Genomic DNA, 20486 nt, shown 5'->3' on the forward strand with positions numbered 1-20486 from the left:
AAATAGAATGAATCAAAAGATCAGAATCAAACTGAAATCTTACGATCACAATCTGGTTGATAAATCATCAGAGAAAATCGTGAAAGCGGTAAAAGCAACTGGTGCGATCGTGAGTGGTCCTATTCCTTTGCCTACCGAAAAAGATATCTTCACTGTTCTTCGTTCACCACACGTGAACAAGAAAGCAAGAGAGCAATTCCAACTTTGCACCTATAAAAGATTAGTAGATATCTATTCTACTTCTTCTAAAACGGTAGATGCCTTGATGAAGCTTGAATTACCAAGCGGCGTTGATGTTGAAATCAAAGTTTGATAAGACAAGCTGAATAGTAAAAGGGAGAGGGCAACCTCTCCCTTTTTTTGTGCCAAAGAAGCTCATTCTGTTTTAAGGCCGTTTTCCGGAAAACATCTCTAAAACACAGGCGCTATATTTTTTAACAGGTGCTATATTCTTTAATAGAAGACCAGATAAATAGAGCAGGAGGGTGGCAGATCTGTTTTAAGGCTGTTTTCCAGAAATAAAGCAGTAAACAACCGGCGGAACGGAATCATTTTCAACGCCGGAAAGTTAACTGCCTACTTCTATGGGAGCTTGCAGAAAGAACTTAGTTGAAAATACATTACTATCTGAAAACAAATAATTTAGGATAGCTTGTAAAATAAAAATTAAATATAGAACTTTGCACTCCCGAAAATAGACCCTATTACGGGATTGTTAATTTTAATTGTTTAAATAAAAAAGTAGAATGCCTGGAATTATCGGTAAGAAAATCGGAATGACAAGCCTCTTCACTCCTGAAGGGAAGAGCGTGGCCTGTACTTTGATTCAAGCAGGACCATGCGTAGTAACTCAGGTTAAAACGCAAGAAACAGACGGTTACACCGCTGTGCAGCTTGGGTACGGAGAGAAGAAGGTAAAAAGAGTAAGCAAGGCGCTTGCCGGACACTTCGCGAAAGCTAACACCACTGCTAAGAAAAAATTAGTAGAGTTTAGACTTGACGACGTAGCTTCTTTCTCCCTGGGAGATACAGTAGATGTTAACCTTTTCGAAGAAAACGAATTTGTTGACGTAGTAGGCACATCAAAAGGTAAAGGGTTCCAAGGGGTTGTGAAACGTTACAACTTTAGTGGTGTTGGAGGCCAGACCCACGGTCAGCACAACAGAGCCCGTCACCCCGGTTCAATTGGAGCCTGCTCATGGCCATCCCGCGTATTCAAAGGAATGCGCATGGCTGGTAGAATGGGTGGTGACCGTGTGAAGGTGCAAAACCTGCGCGTGTTACGCATCTTGCCAGAGCAAAATTTACTTGTAGTTAGCGGTTCTATCCCGGGCGCTAAAAATTCATTTATTGTAGTTGAGAAATAAGATGGAGCTATCAGTTTTCAATAGTAAAGGCGAAGATACCGGAAGGAAAGTAACCCTTCCTGAGTCTGTGTTTGGGGTTGAGCCCAACGAACACGCGATGTATCTGGATGTAAAGCAATACCTGGCTAACCAACGTCAAGGTACCCACAAATCAAAAGAGCGTGCCGAAGTTGCTGGTTCAACCAAAAAGATCAAACGTCAAAAGGGTACTGGTGGAGCTAGAGCTGGCTCTATGAAATCACCAGTTTTCGTAGGCGGTGGTCGTGTATTCGGACCGAAACCAAGAAACTATAGCTTCAAATTGAACAAGAAGCTGAAGTCTTTAGCTAGACTTTCTGCCCTTTCTCAATTAGCAAAAGATGAGCGTCTGGTGTTGGTGGATAACATCACCATTGATACTCCAAAAACAAAGACGTTTGCAGCTATCCTGCAAGGTCTGAAAGTAGGAGAAAGAAAAACGTTGATCGTTACCAAAGAAGCTGATACCAATGTGGTTCTGTCAAGCAGAAACCTGTCAAAGGTAAAAGTAGCTACTCCTGGTGCTTTGACAACTTATGACTTGTTGAACGCAGACAAAGTAGTTTGTTTAGAGGAATCTCTTTCTGTTTTTGAAGAAATTTACACATCGAAATAATGAGTATCCTAAAAAGACCATTATTGACTGAGAAGCTTACTGCTTTGAATGAAGTAGGTAAATATGCCTTCGAGGTTGATAGAAAAGCCAATAAGATTGAGATCAAGAAAGCGATCCAATCACGTTACGGTGTTACGGTAGAGAAAATCTCTACCATGAGAACCCAAGGAAAATTGAAGTCTCGCAACACCAAGTCTGGTGTTGTAACCGGACGTACAGTATCCTCTAAGAAGGCGATTGTTACTTTGAAAGCAGGGGAAGTAATCGATTTCTATAGCGGTATATAAGCAAATAATAGAATGGCATTAAGAAAACTAAGACCGACAACACCAGGTCAAAGATTTAGAGTAGCGCCTGCCTTCACTGAGATCACGAAGAGCGAGCCGGAGAAATCTTTGTTGGCATCCAAGAAAAAATCTGGTGGACGCAACGATTCAGGTAAAATGACCATGCGCTATACTGGCGGTGGTCACAAACAAAAATTCCGTATCATCGACTTCAAAAGACAGAAGTACGGAGTTCCTGCAACGGTAAAAGCGATTGAGTACGATCCAAACAGAACAGCGCGCATTGCCTTGTTGTTCTACGCAGATGGTGAGAAAGCTTACATCATTGCTCCATCAGGCTTGGCGGTGGATTCTACGGTAGTATCAGGACCTGGTGTTGCACCAGAAGTAGGTAACGCGTTGCCGTTATCTGATATTCCTCTGGGTACAATCGTACACAACATTGAATTGCATCCTGGTCAAGGCGCGGTACTGGCAAGAAGTGCAGGTTCTTATGCACAGCTGGTTGCCCGCGAAGGCCGTTACGCTACTTTGAAGTTGCCTTCCGGCGAAATGAGAATGGTACTGGTAAACTGTATGGCTACCGTAGGTACTGTTTCTAACGCTGACCACATGAACGTGAAGCTTGGAAAAGCAGGACGTAGCAGATGGATGGGTATCAGACCAAGAGTAAGAGGTGTTGCCATGAACCCTGTAGATCACCCAATGGGCGGTGGTGAAGGTAAGTCTTCCGGCGGTCACCCAAGATCACGTAAAGGTCTGTACGCGAAAGGTAAGAAGACCAGAAACAAAAATAAATTCTCTGAGAACCTGATTGTTAATAGAAGGAAGAAATAAGTAATGGCAAGATCATTAAAAAAAGGGCCTTATATTGACTACAGGCTCGATAGAAAAGTGCAGACAATGGATGAGGCTGGAAAGAAAGCGGTGATCAAGACTTGGTCACGTCGTTCCATGATCTCCCCAGATTTCGTTGGTCATACGTTTGCAGTACACAACGGGAATAAATTCATTCCGGTGTATGTAACAGAGAACATGGTAGGTCACAAACTAGGCGAATTCGCTCCTACCAGAAACTTCAGAGGCCATATTGCTAAGAAAGATAAAGGTAAAAGATAATGGAAGCGGTAGCTAAATTAAATAATGTACCAAGCTCACCGCGTAAGATGAGATTGGTTGCGAACTTAATCCGTGGTAAAAGAGTTACCCAAGCATTAGGTTTACTTAAATTCACTGCTAATTCCGGCGCTCCTAAATTGGAGAAACTTCTTTTGTCTGCCTTATCTAACTGGCAAGCAGCTAACGAAGATGCCCGCATTGAAGATGCTAATCTATATATCAAGGAGATTAGAGTAGATGAAGGAAAGATGCTGAAGCGTTTGCGTCCTGCTCCGCAGGGACGTGGCCACAGAATCAGAAAAAGATCAAACCACGTAACACTTGTGATTGATTCTAAAGTGGAAGTGGAGACAGTTGAAACATCTACCTCTAACGAAGCCAAATAGTTAAAATGGGACAAAAAGTTAATCCAGTAGGCCTGAGACTAGGTATTGTTAAAGGCTGGGACTCTAATTGGTTCGGAGGAAAGGATTTCGCTGATAAACTGATCGAAGACGAGAAGATCCGTAAATACATCCTTGCCCGTATTCCAAAAGGAGGTATTTCCAAAATCATCATCGAAAGAACTCTTAAGAGAATCACCATCACCATTAACACTGCCCGTCCGGGTGTGGTAATCGGGAAAGGTGGCCAAGAGGTTGATAAAATCAAAGAAGAGCTTAAGAAAATTACCAGCAAAGATGTTCAAATCAACATCTTTGAGATCAAACGTCCAGAACTGGATGCCAAATTGGTAGGTGAATCAGTAGCTCAACAATTGCAAGCTCGTATCTCTTTCAGAAGAGCCATGAAACAAGCAATTGCCTCTGCCATCAGAGTAGGTGCTGAAGGTATCAAAATCCAGGTATCAGGTCGTTTAGGCGGTGCTGAAATGGCCCGTACTGAGCACTACAAAGAAGGACGTACTCCTTTGCATACCTTGAGAGCTGATATTGACTATGCCTTGTCAGAAGCTCAGACAGTTTACGGTAAACTGGGTATCAAAGTGTGGATCTTCAAAGGAGAAGTGTTCGGTAAGCGTGACTTATCTCCTAACGCTGGTCAACAAAGTGGTGGTGGTCAATCTGCCGGTCCTCGCAACGAAAGAAGCGAGAGAGGTGGAAATGATCGTGGCGACCGCAGGGACAACAACCGCAACAAGCGTCCCGGTGATGCCAACCAAAAGCGCGGGGGTGGACCCAACAAGCGCAAGTAGTTGTTCAATCTTTAGGTAATTTAAGAAATGTTACAGCCAAAACGGACTAAATATAGAAAGATGCAAAAGGGCCGGGTAACCGGTCTGGCGCACAGAGGAAGCACTATCTCCTTTGGTTCTTTCGCCATCAAATCATTAGAAGCCTCTTGGATCACTGCCCGTCAAATTGAAGCTGCGCGTATCGCTATGACACGTGCCATGAAACGGGAAGGCCAAGTATGGATTCGTATTTTCCCTGACAAGCCTATCACTAAAAAGCCTGCAGAGGTTCGGATGGGTAAGGGTAAAGGATCTCCGGAATACTGGGTAGCCGTGGTTAAACCAGGTACCATCATGTTTGAATCTGATGGAGTGTCGCTAGAAGTAGCTCAAGAGTCTTTACGACTGGCTGCTCAAAAGCTACCAGTGAGAACTAAATTTGTAGTACGTAGAGATTACGTTGAGAAATAGTCATGAAGCAATCTGAAATCAACGCTCTTTCACTCAATGAAGTGAAAGAGCAACTTACAACAGAGAGAAACAACTTAGTAAACTTGAAGTTTGCTCATGCTATCTCTCCGCTTGAGAATCCATCCAGAATTAAGCATACAAGAAAAACCATCGCCAGACTAGAGACGCAACTACGTTCTCTAGAGCTCAATGGCTAAACTAGAAAACCATGGAGACGAGAAATCTAAGAAAAGAAAAAACTGGACGCGTGGTAAGTAACAAGATGGATAAATCCATCACTGTTATTGTTGAAAGCAAAGTGAAACACCCTATTTACGGGAAATTTGTTTCCAAGTCCAAGAAGTTCATGGCCCATGATGAGAACAACGAGTGCGGTATCGGTGATACAGTACGCATCATGGAAACCAGACCATTGAGCAAGAATAAATGCTGGCGCTTAATTGAAATCGTAGAAAGAGCTAAATAAGATGATACAACAAGAATCAAGACTTACTGTTGCTGATAACAGCGGAGCAAAAGAGGTTCTGTGCATCCGGGTACTGGGTGGAACAGGAAAAAAATACGCCTCTGTTGGTGATAAAATTGTTGTTACCGTAAAATCTGCTCTTTCCTCAGGAAACGTAAAAAAGGGAACTGTTCACAAAGCTGTGATTGTTCGCACCAAAAAAGAGGTTCGTCGTAAGGATGGATCTTACATTCGTTTTGATGATAACGCAGCAGTGTTATTGAACAACAACGATGAGCCACGTGGTACACGTATCTTTGGGCCTGTTGCCCGTGAGTTACGCGAAAGACAGTTTATGAAAATTGTTTCTTTGGCTCCTGAAGTAATTTAAACACGAGAAGAGAAAACAAGATGTCAAAGCATAAACTTCATGTGAAGAAAGGCGACACGGTTAAAGTGATCGCTGGTGATGATAAAGGCAAAACTGGAACTGTTACATCTGTGCTTACTGATAAGCAGAAGATTGTGGTAGAAGGTTTAAACCTGGTATCTAAGCACCAAAAGCCAAGTGCTAAAAACCCGAACGGTGGTATTGTGAAAGTTGAAGCTCCTATCCATGCCAGCAATGTCATGGTGGTTGAGCCTGCTACAAATGTTGCCACTAGAACTGGTAAGAAGCTGAACAATGATGGTAAGCTTCAACGTTATTCCAAAAAAACTGGAAACTTAATCTAACATGGCAGCTAGACTAAAAGATAAATACTCAAAAGAGATTGTGCCTGCATTGAAAGAGAAATTTCAATACAAGAGCATAATGCAAGTGCCTAAAATTACCAAGATCAGCATCAACAGAGGTATTGGTAACGCCGTTGCAGATAAGAAACTGGTTGACATTGGAGTTGATGAATTAACCATCATCGCTGGTCAGAAAGCGGTTCAAACCAAAGCTAAAAACTCTATCTCTAACTTTAAGTTGAGAGAAGGTATGCCAATTGGTGCACGTGTTACTTTGCGTGGCGAGAAAATGTATGAGTTTCTTGACCGTTTGGTAACAATTGCCCTTCCACGTGTACGTGACTTCAAAGGAATTAGTGACAAAGGTTTTGACGGACGTGGTAACTATACCTTAGGGGTTAAAGAGCAGATCATTTTCCCTGAGATCAGCATTGACAAGATCAAGTCTATCGCTGGTATGGACATCACTTTCGTAACCACAGCTTCTACTGATGAAGAAAGCCTGGAGTTATTGAAGGGCTTTGGTTTACCTTTCGCAAATTTAAAGAAATAAGAAAATGGCTAAAGAATCAGCAAAAGCAAGAGAGCTCAAGAGACAAAAGTTAGTTGCGAAATATGCAGCTAAAAGAGCTCAGTTAAAAGCTGCTGGCGATTATGAAGCTCTAGATAAGTTGCCTAAAAACGCTTCTCCTGTTCGGTTACACAACAGATGTAAATTAACCGGCAGACCAAGAGGTTACATGAGGAAGTTTGGCATCTCTCGCGTTACGTTCAGAGAGATGGCTTCAGCCGGCAAGATTCCTGGAGTAACGAAGGCTAGTTGGTAATTATTACTCCTATCATTATTATAGTTAGGAAAACATTAGTATCTTTGCGGCTCCTTAAAAAGAGCGGAATCTAAAATTATAGTCTAATGCATTCAGATCCGATAGCAGATTATTTAACTAGACTACGGAATGCCATCAAGGCAAATCACCGGGTAGTTGAAATTCCGGCTAGCAAAATAAAAAAGGAATTAACCAAGGTTCTTTACGAAAAAGGTTATATTCAGAGTTACAAGTTCGATGATAGTTCAGTTCAGGGCAGCATCAAGATTGCCTTGAAGTATGATCCAGCTACCAAGCAGTCTGCTATCGTGAAACTTGAGAGAGTCAGTAAGCCGGGACTCCGTAAGTATGTGCATCTAGATGAGATGCCACGTGTGTTGAACGGGTATGGCGTAGCCATCCTGTCAACCTCAAAAGGTGTTATCACTGACAAAGAGGCCAAAGGCCTTAATGTAGGTGGTGAAGTATTATGTTACGTGTATTAATCAGGAAGAAATGTCGCGGATAGGAAAACTGCCAATCACACTCCCACAAGGTGTAGAGGTGTTGGTTAACCAGGATAACCTGGTTACAGTGAAAGGGCCTAAAGGTACTCTTTCTTCACAAGTTGATACGGACATCACTGTTGCCATTGAAGACGGAGTACTTACCGTAACCCGTCCTACTGAGCAAAAGAGACACAAAGCACTCCATGGTTTATACCGTTCTATCATCAACAACATGGTTGTTGGTGTTAGCACTGGTTATAAGCTTTCTTTGGAATTGGTAGGGGTAGGTTTCAAAGCCACTACTGTAGGCCAAAATTTAGAGCTTGCTTTAGGTTACTCACATAACATTTACGTTGGTTTACCTCCAGAAATTTCTGCGGTAGCAGTAACTGAAAAAGGTAAAGCCCCTGTGATCACCTTAGAAGGAATTGATAAGCAGTTAATTGGTCAGGTAGCTGCCAAGATCCGCTCGTTACGTAAAGTTGAGCCTTACAAAGGCAAAGGTATTCGTTTCGTTGGTGAGGTTGTTAGAAGAAAAGCTGGTAAAACTGCTTCTAAATAAGTAAGAATATGGCATTCGATAAAGCAAAAAGAAGACTGAGAATTCGTCGCAGCATCCGTAACAAGGTGTCTGGCACAGCTCAGCGTCCCCGTCTGTCTGTCTTCAGAAGCAATAAAGCTATTTATGCGCAGCTGATTGATGATGTGAATGGTGTTACATTAGCAAGTTCTTCATCTTCTACTATCGAAGGAGATAGCACTTCAACAAAAAGTGCTGCTTCTACCTCAGTAGGTCGTGATATAGCAGCTAAAGCTTTGGCAAACGGTATCACTGAAGTTGTCTTTGACAGAGGTGGTTACCTGTACCATGGCCGTGTTAAATCTTTAGCAGAAGGGGCTCGTGAAGCGGGTCTAAAATTCTAAGAACATGTCTAAGTTAAATATCAGAAGCATTAAAGCAAGCGAGATTGAGCTCAAAGAGCGCGTAGTGGCTATCAACCGTGTTGCTAAAGTTGTGAAAGGTGGTAGAAGATTCAGCTTTTCTGCCATCGTAGTTGTAGGTGACGGCAATGGTGTGGTAGGCTACGGCTTGGGTAAAGCAAACGAGGTAACCGATGCTATTGCAAAGGGTATCGATGATGCTAAGAAAAACCTTGTTCGTGTACCTCTGTTCAAGCACACCGTTCCGCATCCGATGGAAGGTAAATTCTCTGGAGGTTTTGTGTTGATCAAGCCTGCTGCTGCTGGTACCGGTGTAATTGCTGGTGGTGCGATGCGTGCAGTATTTGACAGTGCTGGTATCAGAGATGTACTAGCGAAATCTAAAGGTTCTTCTAACCCACACAACGTGGTAAAAGCTACCTTTGATGCTTTGTCAAAAATGCGTGATCCATTGGTAGTTGCTCAGCAACGTGGAATCAGTTTACAACGTGTATTCAACGGGTAATTATGGCAAGTGTAGAAATCACCCAGATCAAAAGTATTATTGATCGTCCTGAAAGACAAAAGCAAACCATGAAGGCGCTTGGTCTTGGCAAAATCAATAAGACTGTAACGAAAGAGTTGACCCCTCAGATCGCAGGAATGGTTAACCGTGTACAACATTTAGTATCGATTAAGGAGGTCTAAAATGAACTTAAGTAATTTAAAACCTGCTGAAGGTTCTGTAAAGAATCGGAAGAGAATTGGTCGTGGTACCGGTTCTGGTAGAGGAGGAACCTCTACCCGTGGACATAAAGGAGCTAAATCTCGCTCAGGATATTCATCCAAAGCCGGTTTTGAAGGTGGTCAGATGCCTTTGGTACGCCGTGTACCTAAATTCGGTTTCAAAAACATCAACCGTGTTGAATATACTGCGGTAAACCTTGATGTTCTTCAGAACTTAGCTACTAAATCAGGTTCTTCAGTTATTGATTTCGCAGTGCTTCGTGAAAACGGCTTAGCATCTAAGAATGACAATATCAAAGTTCTTGGAAGAGGCGAAATCACTACCGCTATTGAGATCCATGCGCATGCATTTTCTCAAACTGCAGTAGAAGCAATTGAAAAAGCAGGCGGCAAGGTTGTGACTCTGTAAACAGATGAAGAAGCTGATTTCTACGATTAAGAATATTTTTGCGATTGAAGATTTGCGAGTTAGAATCCTAAATACTTTAGGATTCATCGCAATTTTCAGATTAGGTTCCTATGTGGTACTTCCTGGTATTGATCCAAATCAATTAAAGGGAAGTGCTCAAGGGATCTTAGGCTTGTTAGATGCCTTTTTAGGTGGAGCATTTGGTAATGCTTCCATCTTTGCATTGGGTATCATGCCTTATATCTCTGCTTCCATCGTTTTACAGCTTCTAACCATTGCAGTTCCTTATTTCCAGAAATTGCAGAAAGAAGGGGAGTCGGGTCGTAAGAAGATAAACCAATACACGCGGGTGCTTACGATTGTGATCACGCTTGCGCAATCGGTTGGCTTCTTGGCAACGATCAATGCTGATGCCATTGACCCTGCAGTAGCAGGACCTCTTTTTACAATTTCTTCTATGATTATCCTTACCGCTGGAACGATGTTCTGTATGTGGTTAGGGGAGAAGATCACGGATAAAGGTATTGGTAACGGTATCTCCATGCTCATCATGATTGGTATCGTTTCGCGTCTCCCAGGTGCTCTTGTAGGAGAAGCTCTTGCGTTAGGCCTTGGACGGGCTCTTATCTTTATCATTGAGCTGATTGTTCTTTTCTTCGTGGTAATGGGAGTAGTGATGCTAACCCAGGCCATCAGAAGAATACCAGTACAATATGCAAAGCAAGTGGGTGGCAGTGCTTCCTTACAAGCTGGTCAAAGACAATTTATTCCCTTGAAGGTGAATGCCGCCGGGGTAATGCCTATTATCTTTGCTCAGTCTCTGATGTTCCTGCCGGGTATGATTGCTTCCTTCTGGAGAAATGAGAGTGACCTTGCCAATGAAATTGGAAACGTTTTCTCTGATTATACCTCCTGGCAGTATAACTTATCCTTTGCTGTTCTGATCATCGTCTTTACTTTCTTCTATACAGCCATCAGCGTGAATCCTAACCAGATTTCTGATGATTTAAAGAGAAGCGGTGGTTTTGTACCAGGCGTGAAACCTGGTTTAGCTACTTCAGAATACATTGATGAAGTGTTAACCAGAATTACTTTACCTGGCGCCATTTTCTTAGCGATTATCGCAATTCTGCCTTCTATCGCTATGCTGTTCGGGATTACCAGAGAGTTTGCCGCCTTCTTTGGAGGTACCTCTTTGATCATTCTGGTTGGCGTTGTTTTAGACACATTGAACCAAATTGAGAGCTACTTGTTAATGCGTCATTATGATGGCATGATGAAGTCTGGCAAACTCAGAGGACGTTCAAAAAATATAGCGGTTGCTTCCTAAGGAATGATTATATATAAGACCGAAGAAGAAATCGAGCTTATTAAACAAAGTGCTAACATCCTCAGTCAAGTGCATGGTGTAGTAGCCAAGCACGTAGCTGAGGGTGTTACTACCTTAAAATTAGATTCTGTCGCTGAAGAGTTTATCAGAGACAATGGTGGGTGTCCTTCCTTTAAGGGGTACAATGGATTTAAGCATAGTTTGTGCATCAGCTTAAATTCAGCAGTAGTTCATGGTATACCTAATACGTATGCTCTGCAATCAGGAGATGTTGTATCTATTGATTGTGGAGTTTTTTTTAAGGGTTACCACAGTGACAGCGCCTATACCCACGCAGTGGGAGAAGTAGCTCCAGAAGTCACTGAATTACTACAGCGCACCAAAGAATCTCTTTACAAAGGAATTGAATTTGCCGTTGTGGGTGCCCGTATTGGTGATATTGGTCATGCCGTACAATCTCATGTGGAGCAGTATGGCTATGGCGTTGTGCGGGAGCTGGTTGGTCATGGGTTAGGCCGTAGTTTACATGAAGGCCCAGAGGTACCCAATTATGGGAAAAGAGGACAAGGCATGAAGCTGCAGGAAGGTCTTGTTCTGGCTATTGAGCCTATGGTGAACCTTGGATCAAGACATGTGGTTCAGGAGAATGATGGCTGGACAATCCGGACCCGTGATAAAAAGCCATCTGCCCATTTTGAACACACAGTAGTGGTAAGAAAAGGCAAAGCAGAGATTTTAACTACTTTTGATTACATAGATAAAGCACTGAACTAATACATGGCTAAACAGTCTTCCATCGAACAAGACGGTACCATCATTGAGGCACTATCCAATGCAATGTTTCGGGTAGAATTAGAAAATGGCCATCAAGTTATTGCTCACATTTCCGGTAAGATGCGGATGCACTACATCAAGATTCTTCCCGGAGACAGAGTAAAATTGGAAATGTCTCCTTACGACCTTAGTAAAGGCAGAATAGTTTACAGATACAAATAAACAGATGAAAGTTAAAGCGTCAGTTAAGAAGCGCAGTGAAGACTGCAAAGTGATCAGACGTAAAGGCAAACTTTACGTGATCAACAAGAAGAATCCACGTTATAAACAAAGACAAGGTTAATTATTAAAACATGGCTAGAATAGCAGGAGTTGATATTCCAGATAACAAAAGAGGCGAAATCGCTTTGACGTACATTTTCGGCATTGGCCGTAAATTGTCACAGTCTATTTTGGTGAAGGCTGGGGTGGATCTTGACAAGAAGGTGAAAGATTGGAGCGAGGATGAAGCTGGAGAAATCCGTAGCATCATCGCTGCTGAGCACAAAGTTGAAGGTGTTCTTCGGTCTGAGGTTCAATTGCACATCAAACGTTTGATGGACATTGGATCTTATCGCGGTTTGCGTCACAGAAAAGGTTTACCAGTTAGAGGTCAGAGAACCAAGAATAACTCTAGAACCAGAAAAGGCAAGCGTAAGACAGTTGCAAACAAGAAGAAGGCATCTAAATAATTAAACGACAATGGCTCAGAAAAGAAAAGATAAAGCCAAGAAGCGCGTGGTTGTGGTGGAGCCTGTTGGTCAGGTACACATCAAAGCTTCTTTCAACAATATTATTATCTCAGTTACCAATAACAACGGTCAGGTTATCTCCTGGGCCTCTGCTGGTAAAATGGGATTCAAAGGGTCTAAGAAAAATACTCCTTATGCTGCCCAGATGGCTGCTGCCGACTGCGGTAAAGTAGCTTACGAAGCTGGTATGAGAAAGGCTGAAGTTTTTGTGAAAGGCCCAGGAGCAGGACGTGAGTCTGCTATCCGGACTATGCAAAACGTAGGCATTGAAGTTACTTCTATCAAAGATGTGACTCCACTTCCTCACAACGGATGTCGCCCTCCAAAGCGCAGAAGAGTTTAAGGATATTATTTAGTATTAGAAATGGCAAGATATACAGGCCCTAAGAGTAAAATCTCTAGAAGATACAACGAACCAATTTTTGGACCAAGCAAAGCGTTAGCCAAGAAAGCGTATGGTCCAGGCCAACATGGTCGTGGTCGTAGAAAAAAACAGTCTGAGTATGCAATTCAGTTGATGGAGAAGCAGAAAGCCAAATACATCTACGGTGTATTGGAAAGACAGTTTGAGAACTTGTTTGACAAAGCTGCCCGTAAAACAGGTATCACCGGTGAGAACTTACTTGCTTTGCTTGAAGCAAGATTAGACAACACTGTGTACCGTTTGGGTATTGCTCCAACAAGACGTGGTGCTAGACAGTTAGTAAACCACAACCACATCCAGGTTAACGGGCACGTGGTAAACATCGCTTCTTACACCCTGCGTCCTGGTGATGTGGTAAGTGTTCGCGAGAAATCAAAATCTTTAGAAGCTATTACTACTAGCTTAGCTAGCCGTAATGCTCGCGCTTTCACCTGGTTAGAGTGGGATGGCAGCCAAATGGCTGGTAAGTTCATCTCCAACCCGCAGCGTGATCAGATCCCTGAGAAAATTCAGGAGCAGCTGATCGTCGAGCTTTACTCTAAGTAATACCTTCTAATTTAAGTGTCAACCTTAAACCAGCAATCATGTCAATATTAGCCTTTCAAATGCCAGAGAAAGTCGTGATGGAGAAATCCGATGACTTTAATGGGCAATTTGAATTTAAGCCGCTAGAAAAGGGCTATGGTGTTACCATTGGGAATGCGCTGAGAAGAATTCTTCTCTCCTCATTGGAGGGATATGCCATCTCCAGCATCCGTGTTCCTAGTGTGCTCCATGAGTTCTCTACCATTGAAGGTGTGGTTGAAGATGTCTCTGAGATTATCCTGAACCTGAAAATGGTTCGGTTCAAGAAAATTGGTGACCTGGTTGATGATAAAATCACCGTTAGCATCAGCAAGCAAGATACCTTCACTGCCGGTGACATCAATAAATTCTCTGGTTCTTTCCAGGTGTTGAATCCTGATTTAGTGATTTGCCACCTTGATCCAGAATCTTCTTTCGAGATTGAATTAACTATTCAAAAAGGAAGAGGTTACGTGCCAGCTGAAGAAAACAGACCTGCAGATCAGGTTTTCGGTCAAATCGCGATTGATGCTATTTTCACACCTGTGAAGAATGTGAAATACAGCGTTGAGAACACCCGCGTGGAGCAGAAAACTGACTACGAGCGTCTCTTACTTGAAATCACTACCGACGGATCTATCCACCCGGAAGATGCTTTGAAAGGTGCTGCCAATATCCTGATTCAGCACTTCATGCTTTTCTCTGACAACACCATGACATTTGAGACTGTGAAGCCTGAAGAGGAAGAAGCGGTTGACGAGGAAATGCTGCACATGAGAAAAGTCCTGAAAACTCCATTGCATGACATGGATCTTTCAGTTCGGGCGTACAACTGCTTGAAAGCAGCTGACATCAGAACCTTGGGAGACCTGGTACAATTGGATCTTTCAGACATGATGAAATTCCGTAACTTTGGTAAGAAATCATTGACTGAGTTGGAAAACCTGGTTTCTGATAAAGGCCTGACGTTCGGAATGGACATCGCCAAGTACAAATTAGAAGAAGATTAGTAATCCTACGGCATAATTCCCGATCCCGTAAAGGTTGATCGACGGTATGCACGTGCACAATTAATAAAATGAGACACGGTAAAAAAATCAATCACTTAGGTAGGACTGCTGCCCATCGCGCGGCCATGCTTTCTAACATGGCAGCTTCCCTTATTCTTCACAAACGTTTAGTTACTACGGTAGCCAAAGCGAAAGCGCTCCGCAAATATGCTGAGCCTTTGTTGACGAAAGGAAAGAGCGATACAACCCATTCACGTCGTACTGTTTTCTCTTACCTGCAAAGCAAAGAGGCGGTTAAAGAGTTATTTGACAGCGTAGCTGGTAAAATCGCGAACCGCCCAGGTGGTTACACGCGTATCCTGAAAACAGGAACTCGTTTAGGGGACAACGCTGAGATGTGCATCATTGAACTGGTTGACTACAACGAGGACATGCTGAGCACAACCGGTACTGCCGCTGCTGCGAAACCTAAAACAAGACGTCGTTCTTCTGGTAAGAAAACAACAGATGCTCAGGCTACTACTGATGCTCCTGCTGCTTCTGCTGAAGGAACTGCTGCTACTGATTCCGCAGAAACTCCAGCCGCAGAATAATAAGTATGCAATAATTATTGAAAAGGGATACGAGATTACTCGTATCCCTTTTTTATTTTTGCCACATATCTATAATAAATGAAGCTTCATACAACAATTGACGCAGTATTAGTGCTGGAAGATGGCGCTGTTTTCCGGGGTAAGAGCCTCGGGAGAATTGGAACTACCGGCGGAGAGGTCTGTTTCAACACAGGCATGACGGGGTATCAGGAAATCTTCACTGATCCTTCCTATTACGGCCAGATTGTAATTACTACCGTTTCTCACGTGGGCAACTACGGGGTGCAGCCAGAAGAAGTGGAATCTGGTAACATTCAAATCAAAGGTTTGGTGTGCAAAGAGTTTTCGCACCATTTTTCCAGAAAGACCGCCGAAGGATCTTTGCAGGAATACTTTGAGAAAGCCGGTATTGTAGGCATCTGTGAAATTGATACCCGTGAGCTGGTGCGCTACGTGCGCGACAAAGGTGTGATGAACGCCATCATCTCCTCAGAAACCACGGATGTGGAAGCCCTGAAAGTTCAGCTGAAGGAAGTGCCTTCTATGGATGGACTGGAGCTCTCCTCCAAAGTGACCACGCCACAGCAATACGATCTGCCGGTGGAAAACGTCCGCTTTAAAGTAGCAGTGCTGGATTTGGGCGTAAAGCGCAACATCCTGAACAATCTGACCAGCAGAGGCTGCGAGTGCCGCGTGTTCCCATACGGAACCACCTTCGAGGAAATGGAAGCCTGGGGACCAGATGGCTACTTTATCTCCAACGGACCTGGTGACCCGGCGGTGACCAGTGAGGCTGTGAAGAGTGTAGAGCAGATTCTGGCTGTTGAGAAGCCGATGTTCGGGATTTGCATGGGCCACCAGATTTTGGCGCAAGCCAACGGTATCCCTACCTACAAAATGCACAACGGCCACCGTGGCTTAAACCACCCGGTGAAGAACCTGATTACTGGTAAGAGCGAGATTACTTCCCAGAACCACGGCTTTGCGGTAGATGCAGACGCGGTGAAGAACAACCCTAATGTGGAGATCACGCACATCAACCTGAATGATAATACCGTGGAGGGAATCAGAATCAAAAACAAGCCAGCCTTCTCCGTGCAGTACCACCCAGAGTCTTCTCCGGGACCGCACGACTCAGAGTACCTCTTTGACTTGTTTGTGGAGATGCTGGAAAAGGAAAAGAATTCTTAATAAAACCTGAACTATATGAGCTTAATTGAAGACATCAAAGCCCGCCAGATTTTTGACTCCCGTGGTAATCCTACCGTTGAGGTAGACGTGATCACCCAAAACGGGATTGTGGGCCGTGCGGCCGTTCCGTCCGGCGCTTCTACAGGTAAACACGAAGCCGTAGAGTTGCGTGACGATGACAAAAGCATGTACATGGGCAAAGGTGTGCTGCAAGCAGTACAGAATGTGAACACCATCATTGCCGATGAACTCGTTGGGTTCAATGTGTTCGAGCAGAGCCTGCTGGATAAGATCATGATTGAGATTGACGGCACTGACAACAAAGCCAAGTTAGGTGCCAACGCTATCTTGGGGGTTTCTTTGGCAGTGGCCAAAGCAGCCGCTAAGGAAGCCGGTCAGTCTCTGTATCGTTACGTGGGTGGGGTAAATGCCAACACCTTGCCGGTTCCCATGATGAACATCCTGAACGGCGGTAGCCACGCAGATAATTCCATTGACTTCCAGGAGTTCATGGTAATGCCAGTGGGTGCTTCTTCTTTCTCAGAGGCCTTGCGTTGGGGAACGGAAGTGTTCCACCACCTGAAGAACGTTCTGAAGAAAAAAGGCATGTCTACCAACGTAGGTGACGAAGGTGGATTTGCGCCGAACATCGGGTCAAACCAGGAAGCCATTGAGGTGGTATTGCAAGCCATTGAGGCGGCTGGTTACCGTCCGGGTGAGGACTTCATGATCGCCATGGATGCTGCGGCTTCTGAGTTCTATGATGCTTCTACCGGTCACTACCATTTCAAGAAATCTACCGGTGACAAACTGACCTCTTCTGAGATGGTGAGCTTCTGGACCGAGTGGGCAAACAAATACCCGATCATCTCCATCGAGGACGGAATGGACGAGGATGACTGGACTGGCTGGAAGTCGTTGACCGATTCAATCGGCAGCAAAACTCAGTTGGTAGGCGATGACTTGTTCGTGACCAACGTGAAGCGTCTGCAGCAGGGAATCGATCAGCAAACCGCCAATGCTATCCTCATCAAGGTAAACCAGATTGGTACCTTAACCGAGACCATTGACGCCATCAACTTAGGCCGCAGAAACGGCTATAAGAGCATCATGAGCCACCGTTCCGGCGAGACCGAAGATAACACCATCGCTGACTTGGCGGTAGCGTTAAACACCGGTCAAATCAAAACCGGTTCGGCTTCCCGCTCAGACCGGATGGCCAAATACAATCAGTTGCTCCGCATTGAGGAAGAACTGGGCGAGGTAGCATACTTCCCGGGCCGGAACATGTAATTCATCCGGCGAAACGATCGGTAAATATCTGGTTTTGACTATGTTTTCTGAAAAACAGCCCCAAAACAGAATTTGCAGAATTGATTCGCCTCCGGTGTAGTTCCCTTCTGGATTCTTTGTAAATTCATGGCGGCAAGTGAGAACTTGCCGCCATTTTTTGTCTTTACTATGTTAGCACGCGTTCCAAAATTCTTCCGCAACTTTTATTTCCTCACCGGCCTGGCGTTTCTGGTGTGGATGTTCTTCTTTGATTCCAATGACTTCGTGACGCAGTTCCAGACCAGCCGCAAGCTGGCCATCCTGGAAGAAGAGCGCGATTATTACCTGGAGAAGATTGCCGAAGTCCAGAAAGACCGCAAGGAGTTGATGAGCAACCAAGAGCTGCTGGAGAAATTCGCCCGCGAGAAATACCTCATGAAGAAACCCACCGAGGACCTATACCTCATCGTGGAAAAAGACGAAGAAGAAAAATAACCCCTTCCAATCCTATACAAGCAGAACGCGCCGCTCTCTTCAGGGCGGCGCGTTCTGCTTTTTATACGTTTCCTGTTGTAGGGCCACTATAACTATAACTGGCCCAAAACAGAATTGACTCTTCTATGGCGCGGATCTACTTCCGTGATTCATAATTACTTTAAAGGAAGTCACGGAAGTAAATCCGCGCCATAGAAGGGAATATAAAAAGAGAGCGCCCAATCAAGTAAGACGCTCTCTTTCATTATATCGTTTTAGGGCTCTTTTCTGAAAACAGGCCTCAAAACAAACTATTCAATCTTCTTACCGGTCATAGCTTTCTTGATGGAGATCTGCATCACGCGTTCCGCGAACGGACTGGTCTGCTCCTCCAGCACATCTACCGCTTTCAGGATGGTGTCTTTGTCGCCGGTGGGCAGCACGTCTTTCAGGTTCTGCACATTCTGCTGCGTAAGAGTAATTTCCTCCTGGGTGAGGTGCTCGCCGTTTTTCTGGATGAAGCGCTCCACCTGGTAAATCATCTGCTCAGCGGTGGTGCGGGCCTCAATGACCATGCGGGTTGACACGTCCTCGCGGGCGTGGGTGATGGAATCCATCAGCATCTGCTCTACCTGGTCATCGGTTAAGCCATACTGTGGTTTCACTTCCACCTCTTGCCGCACGCCGGAGCGCAGTTCAACGGCCTCTACTTTCAGAATGCCGTCGGCGTTCAGGATGAAGTTCACATCCACCTTCGGGAAACCGGCGGGCATGGCCGGAATCCCTTTCAAGTCGAACTCGGCCAGCTTGCGGTTCTCCTTCACCACATCGCGCTCACCCTGGTACACTGAGATCTTCATGTTCACCTGTCCGTCTACCGAGGTGGTATACTGCCGACCGGCTTTAGTGGGGATTTTGGAGTTGCGCGGAATGATGGAGTCCATGAGGCCACCCATCGTCTCAATGCCCAGCGTGAGTGGCGTCACGTCCAGCAGCAGGATGTCTTTGCGATTCCCGGCCAGTACATCAGCTTGGATGGCGGCACCCAGGGCCACCACCTCATCGGGGTTCAGGGAGTTGTTGGCGGGCTTCCCGAAGAACTCGGAAACGGTTTGGTACACCAACGGCACGCGGGTAGAACCACCCACCATGATCACGGTATCAATCTGGTCGGGCTGCAGGCCAGCATCTTTCAACGCCATCTGGCACGAAGCCATGGTGCGGTCTACAATGGGCGTAATGAGGGCCTCAAACGTATCGCGGTCTAAGGACAGCGTCACGCCATCCAACTGCGTGGTGAAGCTGTCCTGGGTGCTGAGGGTTTTCTTGGCTTCCTCGGCCTGTAAACGTATAGCCTGTGCCTGGTTCGCGTCTAAGGAGAGAAGAGCCGGGTTCTGCTGGGTCCAGTGCTGGACAATGGCACGGTCCAGGTCATCGCCGCCCAGGTAAGTGTCACCGTTGGTAGACAAAACTTCAAAGATGCCCTGGTGGATGCGCAGAATGGAAATATCAAACGTACCGCCGCCCAGGTCATACACCGCAATGGTGCGCTCCTCGGTTTGGTCCAGCCCGATGCCGTACGCCAGCGAAGCCGCCGTGGGCTCGTTCACGATGCGCAGCACCTCCAGCCCGGCCAGTTTCCCGGCATCGCGGGTGGCCTGGCGCTGGGAGTCGTTGAAGTAAGCGGGCACGGTGATCACGGCGCGGTTCACCGGTGTTTTCAGGGCGTGCTCGGCGCGGGCGCGAAGTTCTTTCAGGATTTTGGCCGAGAGCTCAATAGGGGAGTAGAACTTGTCCTGTACCCGTATCTTCACCAAGCCTTCTGAGTTGTCGTCAATGATCTTGTAGCCGAAGAAGTCTTTGTGCTCGCCCAGATCCTGGTAGGATTTCCCCAGCAGCCGTTTCACCGAGTAAATGGTATTGGCCGGATCGGTGATCAGGAATTCTTTGGCGGCCGTACCCACCACCACTTCGCCGTTCTCGGGAAAATGCACCACCGACGGCACAATGGTGCCCAGCCCCAGGTCATTGATGGCGATGGGAACATGGTCCTCGGGGTGCATGTAGGCTACCAGGCTGTTGGTGGTGCCCAGGTCAATGCCCACAATCACCTCTTCCTTCTGGATGGAAGCGGTGGTAAGATTTATTGCTATTTTAGCCATGCTGTCAAAGTTAAGGGAACGCGTTTCCGCGCACTCCCGCAAAAGTACGAAGAAATAGCCTCTTACAAGGGTACGGTTTCCTGAGGGATAGGTGGCGTAAGATACACGCGATCCAAGGAAATAAGCAGCTCGTTTTAGGGCTGTTTTCCAGAAAAGGAGCCGAAAACGAAATCTCTGTTCCGGAACACCTGATTTAAAACGAAAGCGCAGTACTTTACTTCTGCACCCCAGCGCGGAAGTAACCTTGGTAGTCCTTCCGCTGGCGCGAGCGTCCCGC

The 20486-nt window shown here is 45.3% G+C and carries 34 protein-coding genes; 33 read left to right on the forward strand and 1 reads right to left on the reverse strand.

The features are described 5' to 3' along the window. Nucleotides 1-7 precede the first annotated feature (7 nt). The 33 genes from rpsJ (at nucleotide 8) to H7U12_RS19835 (ending at nucleotide 18068) form a co-directional block, all read left to right on the forward strand. Complete coding sequence (rpsJ, locus tag H7U12_RS19675; RefSeq protein ID WP_048919298.1) at nucleotides 8-313, forward strand: 30S ribosomal protein S10; 306 nt, start codon at nucleotides 8-10, stop codon at nucleotides 311-313. 433 nt (nucleotides 314-746) lie between these two features. Further along, nucleotides 747-1367 carry a 50S ribosomal protein L3 gene (gene rplC / locus H7U12_RS19680; RefSeq protein ID WP_149092182.1) on the forward strand — a complete coding sequence of 207 codons (621 nt, stop codon included), beginning with the start codon at nucleotides 747-749 and terminating at the stop codon, nucleotides 1365-1367. A 1-nt stretch (nucleotide 1368) separates the two neighbouring features. Further along, the gene (gene rplD / locus H7U12_RS19685) at nucleotides 1369-2001 is read left to right on the forward strand and encodes a 50S ribosomal protein L4 (protein ID WP_186641319.1); all 633 of its coding nucleotides are present in this window, start codon (nucleotides 1369-1371) and stop codon (nucleotides 1999-2001) included. Then, the gene (gene rplW, locus H7U12_RS19690; RefSeq protein ID WP_123127728.1) at nucleotides 2001-2288 is read left to right on the forward strand and encodes a 50S ribosomal protein L23; all 288 of its coding nucleotides are present in this window, start codon (nucleotides 2001-2003) and stop codon (nucleotides 2286-2288) included. Before rplD ends, rplW begins: the two co-directional genes overlap by 1 nt. A gap of 12 nt (nucleotides 2289-2300) precedes the next feature. Further along, nucleotides 2301-3125: a 50S ribosomal protein L2 gene (rplB, locus tag H7U12_RS19695; protein WP_186641321.1), complete on the forward strand. Its 825-nt coding sequence runs from the start codon at nucleotides 2301-2303 to the stop codon at nucleotides 3123-3125. 3 nt (nucleotides 3126-3128) lie between these two features. Continuing rightward, a complete protein-coding gene (gene rpsS, locus H7U12_RS19700) occupies nucleotides 3129-3407 on the forward strand; it encodes a 30S ribosomal protein S19 (RefSeq protein ID WP_186641323.1) in 279 nt (92 codons plus the stop codon). Further along, nucleotides 3407-3793: a 50S ribosomal protein L22 gene (gene rplV / locus H7U12_RS19705; protein ID WP_149092184.1), complete on the forward strand. Its 387-nt coding sequence runs from the start codon at nucleotides 3407-3409 to the stop codon at nucleotides 3791-3793. Before rpsS ends, rplV begins: the two co-directional genes overlap by 1 nt. Nucleotides 3794-3798: 5 nt before the next feature. Next, nucleotides 3799-4602, forward strand: a complete 804-nt coding sequence (gene rpsC / locus H7U12_RS19710) for a 30S ribosomal protein S3 (protein WP_186641325.1) — start codon at nucleotides 3799-3801, stop codon at nucleotides 4600-4602. Between the two features lie 27 nt (nucleotides 4603-4629). Further along, complete coding sequence (rplP, locus tag H7U12_RS19715; protein ID WP_062543985.1) at nucleotides 4630-5052, forward strand: 50S ribosomal protein L16; 423 nt, start codon at nucleotides 4630-4632, stop codon at nucleotides 5050-5052. Nucleotides 5053-5054: 2 nt separating this feature from the next. Beyond that, on the forward strand, nucleotides 5055-5249 hold the full coding sequence (gene rpmC / locus H7U12_RS19720; protein WP_186641327.1) for a 50S ribosomal protein L29: 195 nt from the start codon (nucleotides 5055-5057) through the stop codon (nucleotides 5247-5249). Between the two features lie 11 nt (nucleotides 5250-5260). Next, nucleotides 5261-5518 carry a 30S ribosomal protein S17 gene (rpsQ, locus tag H7U12_RS19725; protein WP_062543987.1) on the forward strand — a complete coding sequence of 86 codons (258 nt, stop codon included), beginning with the start codon at nucleotides 5261-5263 and terminating at the stop codon, nucleotides 5516-5518. Nucleotide 5519: 1 nt separating this feature from the next. Beyond that, nucleotides 5520-5888: a 50S ribosomal protein L14 gene (gene rplN, locus H7U12_RS19730; protein WP_123127722.1), complete on the forward strand. Its 369-nt coding sequence runs from the start codon at nucleotides 5520-5522 to the stop codon at nucleotides 5886-5888. A gap of 20 nt (nucleotides 5889-5908) precedes the next feature. Beyond that, nucleotides 5909-6232, forward strand: a complete 324-nt coding sequence (rplX, locus tag H7U12_RS19735) for a 50S ribosomal protein L24 (protein ID WP_186641330.1) — start codon at nucleotides 5909-5911, stop codon at nucleotides 6230-6232. A gap of 1 nt (nucleotide 6233) precedes the next feature. Then, the gene (gene rplE / locus H7U12_RS19740) at nucleotides 6234-6785 is read left to right on the forward strand and encodes a 50S ribosomal protein L5 (protein WP_181304567.1); all 552 of its coding nucleotides are present in this window, start codon (nucleotides 6234-6236) and stop codon (nucleotides 6783-6785) included. Between the two features lie 4 nt (nucleotides 6786-6789). Then, entirely contained in the window at nucleotides 6790-7059 is a 270-nt protein-coding gene (gene rpsN / locus H7U12_RS19745) for a 30S ribosomal protein S14 (protein WP_186641338.1), read from the forward strand. 86 nt (nucleotides 7060-7145) lie between these two features. After that, nucleotides 7146-7544: a 30S ribosomal protein S8 gene (gene rpsH, locus H7U12_RS19750; RefSeq protein ID WP_123127719.1), complete on the forward strand. Its 399-nt coding sequence runs from the start codon at nucleotides 7146-7148 to the stop codon at nucleotides 7542-7544. A gap of 10 nt (nucleotides 7545-7554) precedes the next feature. Then, nucleotides 7555-8109, forward strand: coding sequence for a 50S ribosomal protein L6 (gene rplF / locus H7U12_RS19755; protein WP_149092190.1), 555 nt, complete (start codon nucleotides 7555-7557; stop codon nucleotides 8107-8109). Nucleotides 8110-8117: 8 nt separating this feature from the next. Beyond that, complete coding sequence (gene rplR / locus H7U12_RS19760) at nucleotides 8118-8471, forward strand: 50S ribosomal protein L18 (RefSeq protein ID WP_186641340.1); 354 nt, start codon at nucleotides 8118-8120, stop codon at nucleotides 8469-8471. Nucleotides 8472-8475: 4 nt separating this feature from the next. Continuing rightward, the gene (gene rpsE, locus H7U12_RS19765; protein WP_123127716.1) at nucleotides 8476-8994 is read left to right on the forward strand and encodes a 30S ribosomal protein S5; all 519 of its coding nucleotides are present in this window, start codon (nucleotides 8476-8478) and stop codon (nucleotides 8992-8994) included. 2 nt (nucleotides 8995-8996) lie between these two features. Continuing rightward, nucleotides 8997-9176 (forward strand): 50S ribosomal protein L30, encoded by a 180-nt coding sequence (rpmD, locus tag H7U12_RS19770; protein ID WP_123127715.1) that lies wholly within the window; start codon nucleotides 8997-8999, stop codon nucleotides 9174-9176. Between the two features lies 1 nt (nucleotide 9177). Further along, entirely contained in the window at nucleotides 9178-9624 is a 447-nt protein-coding gene (gene rplO, locus H7U12_RS19775; protein ID WP_186641342.1) for a 50S ribosomal protein L15, read from the forward strand. A 4-nt stretch (nucleotides 9625-9628) separates the two neighbouring features. Next, nucleotides 9629-10954 carry a preprotein translocase subunit SecY gene (gene secY / locus H7U12_RS19780; protein WP_186641345.1) on the forward strand — a complete coding sequence of 442 codons (1326 nt, stop codon included), beginning with the start codon at nucleotides 9629-9631 and terminating at the stop codon, nucleotides 10952-10954. Between the two features lie 3 nt (nucleotides 10955-10957). Beyond that, nucleotides 10958-11728, forward strand: a complete 771-nt coding sequence (map, locus tag H7U12_RS19785; protein ID WP_186641347.1) for a type I methionyl aminopeptidase — start codon at nucleotides 10958-10960, stop codon at nucleotides 11726-11728. A gap of 3 nt (nucleotides 11729-11731) precedes the next feature. Beyond that, complete coding sequence (gene infA, locus H7U12_RS19790; protein WP_048919321.1) at nucleotides 11732-11950, forward strand: translation initiation factor IF-1; 219 nt, start codon at nucleotides 11732-11734, stop codon at nucleotides 11948-11950. A gap of 4 nt (nucleotides 11951-11954) precedes the next feature. Continuing rightward, complete coding sequence (gene ykgO, locus H7U12_RS19795; RefSeq protein WP_071885446.1) at nucleotides 11955-12071, forward strand: type B 50S ribosomal protein L36; 117 nt, start codon at nucleotides 11955-11957, stop codon at nucleotides 12069-12071. Nucleotides 12072-12081: 10 nt separating this feature from the next. Continuing rightward, nucleotides 12082-12459 (forward strand): 30S ribosomal protein S13, encoded by a 378-nt coding sequence (rpsM, locus tag H7U12_RS19800; RefSeq protein ID WP_186641349.1) that lies wholly within the window; start codon nucleotides 12082-12084, stop codon nucleotides 12457-12459. 10 nt (nucleotides 12460-12469) lie between these two features. Continuing rightward, nucleotides 12470-12862 (forward strand): 30S ribosomal protein S11, encoded by a 393-nt coding sequence (gene rpsK / locus H7U12_RS19805; RefSeq protein WP_123127710.1) that lies wholly within the window; start codon nucleotides 12470-12472, stop codon nucleotides 12860-12862. Between the two features lie 21 nt (nucleotides 12863-12883). Next, nucleotides 12884-13489: a 30S ribosomal protein S4 gene (gene rpsD / locus H7U12_RS19810; protein WP_186641357.1), complete on the forward strand. Its 606-nt coding sequence runs from the start codon at nucleotides 12884-12886 to the stop codon at nucleotides 13487-13489. Between the two features lie 38 nt (nucleotides 13490-13527). Then, complete coding sequence (locus H7U12_RS19815) at nucleotides 13528-14517, forward strand: DNA-directed RNA polymerase subunit alpha (protein ID WP_123127708.1); 990 nt, start codon at nucleotides 13528-13530, stop codon at nucleotides 14515-14517. Nucleotides 14518-14585: 68 nt separating this feature from the next. Beyond that, entirely contained in the window at nucleotides 14586-15110 is a 525-nt protein-coding gene (gene rplQ / locus H7U12_RS19820; protein ID WP_186641359.1) for a 50S ribosomal protein L17, read from the forward strand. Between the two features lie 78 nt (nucleotides 15111-15188). After that, the gene (gene carA / locus H7U12_RS19825) at nucleotides 15189-16301 is read left to right on the forward strand and encodes a glutamine-hydrolyzing carbamoyl-phosphate synthase small subunit (RefSeq protein ID WP_186641366.1); all 1113 of its coding nucleotides are present in this window, start codon (nucleotides 15189-15191) and stop codon (nucleotides 16299-16301) included. Nucleotides 16302-16316: 15 nt separating this feature from the next. Beyond that, nucleotides 16317-17594, forward strand: a complete 1278-nt coding sequence (gene eno, locus H7U12_RS19830; RefSeq protein WP_186641368.1) for a phosphopyruvate hydratase — start codon at nucleotides 16317-16319, stop codon at nucleotides 17592-17594. 168 nt (nucleotides 17595-17762) lie between these two features. Beyond that, on the forward strand, nucleotides 17763-18068 hold the full coding sequence (locus H7U12_RS19835; RefSeq protein ID WP_186641371.1) for an FtsB family cell division protein: 306 nt from the start codon (nucleotides 17763-17765) through the stop codon (nucleotides 18066-18068). A gap of 290 nt (nucleotides 18069-18358) precedes the next feature. Here H7U12_RS19835 and hscA read toward each other — a convergent pair whose 3' ends face one another. After that, a complete protein-coding gene (gene hscA, locus H7U12_RS19840; RefSeq protein WP_186641373.1) occupies nucleotides 18359-20209 on the reverse strand; it encodes a Fe-S protein assembly chaperone HscA in 1851 nt (616 codons plus the stop codon). Nucleotides 20210-20486 lie beyond the last annotated feature (277 nt).

Source organism: Rufibacter sediminis (assembly GCF_014269285.1).
Classification (GTDB): Bacteria; Bacteroidota; Bacteroidia; order Cytophagales; family Hymenobacteraceae; genus Nibribacter; species Nibribacter sediminis.

Coding starts and splice junctions, on each gene's coding strand:
- rplP (WP_062543985.1), top strand. CDS start 4,630: ATGTTACAGCCAAAACGGACTAAATATAGAAAGATGCAAAAGGGCCGG.
- secY (WP_186641345.1), top strand. CDS start 9,629: ATGAAGAAGCTGATTTCTACGATTAAGAATATTTTTGCGATTGAAGAT.
- rpsC (WP_186641325.1), top strand. CDS start 3,799: ATGGGACAAAAAGTTAATCCAGTAGGCCTGAGACTAGGTATTGTTAAA.
- rplO (WP_186641342.1), top strand. CDS start 9,178: ATGAACTTAAGTAATTTAAAACCTGCTGAAGGTTCTGTAAAGAATCGG.
- rplN (WP_123127722.1), top strand. CDS start 5,520: ATGATACAACAAGAATCAAGACTTACTGTTGCTGATAACAGCGGAGCA.
- rplQ (WP_186641359.1), top strand. CDS start 14,586: ATGAGACACGGTAAAAAAATCAATCACTTAGGTAGGACTGCTGCCCAT.
- rpsN (WP_186641338.1), top strand. CDS start 6,790: ATGGCTAAAGAATCAGCAAAAGCAAGAGAGCTCAAGAGACAAAAGTTA.
- rplD (WP_186641319.1), top strand. CDS start 1,369: ATGGAGCTATCAGTTTTCAATAGTAAAGGCGAAGATACCGGAAGGAAA.
- carA (WP_186641366.1), top strand. CDS start 15,189: ATGAAGCTTCATACAACAATTGACGCAGTATTAGTGCTGGAAGATGGC.
- eno (WP_186641368.1), top strand. CDS start 16,317: ATGAGCTTAATTGAAGACATCAAAGCCCGCCAGATTTTTGACTCCCGT.
- rpsE (WP_123127716.1), top strand. CDS start 8,476: ATGTCTAAGTTAAATATCAGAAGCATTAAAGCAAGCGAGATTGAGCTC.
- rpsQ (WP_062543987.1), top strand. CDS start 5,261: ATGGAGACGAGAAATCTAAGAAAAGAAAAAACTGGACGCGTGGTAAGT.
- rplC (WP_149092182.1), top strand. CDS start 747: ATGCCTGGAATTATCGGTAAGAAAATCGGAATGACAAGCCTCTTCACT.
- rplW (WP_123127728.1), top strand. CDS start 2,001: ATGAGTATCCTAAAAAGACCATTATTGACTGAGAAGCTTACTGCTTTG.
- map (WP_186641347.1), top strand. CDS start 10,958: ATGATTATATATAAGACCGAAGAAGAAATCGAGCTTATTAAACAAAGT.
- rplX (WP_186641330.1), top strand. CDS start 5,909: ATGTCAAAGCATAAACTTCATGTGAAGAAAGGCGACACGGTTAAAGTG.
- rpsD (WP_186641357.1), top strand. CDS start 12,884: ATGGCAAGATATACAGGCCCTAAGAGTAAAATCTCTAGAAGATACAAC.
- hscA (WP_186641373.1), bottom strand. CDS start 20,209: ATGGCTAAAATAGCAATAAATCTTACCACCGCTTCCATCCAGAAGGAA.
- ykgO (WP_071885446.1), top strand. CDS start 11,955: ATGAAAGTTAAAGCGTCAGTTAAGAAGCGCAGTGAAGACTGCAAAGTG.
- rpmC (WP_186641327.1), top strand. CDS start 5,055: ATGAAGCAATCTGAAATCAACGCTCTTTCACTCAATGAAGTGAAAGAG.
- rpsS (WP_186641323.1), top strand. CDS start 3,129: ATGGCAAGATCATTAAAAAAAGGGCCTTATATTGACTACAGGCTCGAT.
- rplB (WP_186641321.1), top strand. CDS start 2,301: ATGGCATTAAGAAAACTAAGACCGACAACACCAGGTCAAAGATTTAGA.
- rplE (WP_181304567.1), top strand. CDS start 6,234: ATGGCAGCTAGACTAAAAGATAAATACTCAAAAGAGATTGTGCCTGCA.
- rpsH (WP_123127719.1), top strand. CDS start 7,146: ATGCATTCAGATCCGATAGCAGATTATTTAACTAGACTACGGAATGCC.
- rplF (WP_149092190.1), top strand. CDS start 7,555: ATGTCGCGGATAGGAAAACTGCCAATCACACTCCCACAAGGTGTAGAG.
- infA (WP_048919321.1), top strand. CDS start 11,732: ATGGCTAAACAGTCTTCCATCGAACAAGACGGTACCATCATTGAGGCA.
- rpsJ (WP_048919298.1), top strand. CDS start 8: ATGAATCAAAAGATCAGAATCAAACTGAAATCTTACGATCACAATCTG.
- H7U12_RS19815 (WP_123127708.1), top strand. CDS start 13,528: ATGTCAATATTAGCCTTTCAAATGCCAGAGAAAGTCGTGATGGAGAAA.
- rpmD (WP_123127715.1), top strand. CDS start 8,997: ATGGCAAGTGTAGAAATCACCCAGATCAAAAGTATTATTGATCGTCCT.
- rplR (WP_186641340.1), top strand. CDS start 8,118: ATGGCATTCGATAAAGCAAAAAGAAGACTGAGAATTCGTCGCAGCATC.
- rplV (WP_149092184.1), top strand. CDS start 3,407: ATGGAAGCGGTAGCTAAATTAAATAATGTACCAAGCTCACCGCGTAAG.
- rpsM (WP_186641349.1), top strand. CDS start 12,082: ATGGCTAGAATAGCAGGAGTTGATATTCCAGATAACAAAAGAGGCGAA.
- rpsK (WP_123127710.1), top strand. CDS start 12,470: ATGGCTCAGAAAAGAAAAGATAAAGCCAAGAAGCGCGTGGTTGTGGTG.
- H7U12_RS19835 (WP_186641371.1), top strand. CDS start 17,763: ATGTTAGCACGCGTTCCAAAATTCTTCCGCAACTTTTATTTCCTCACC.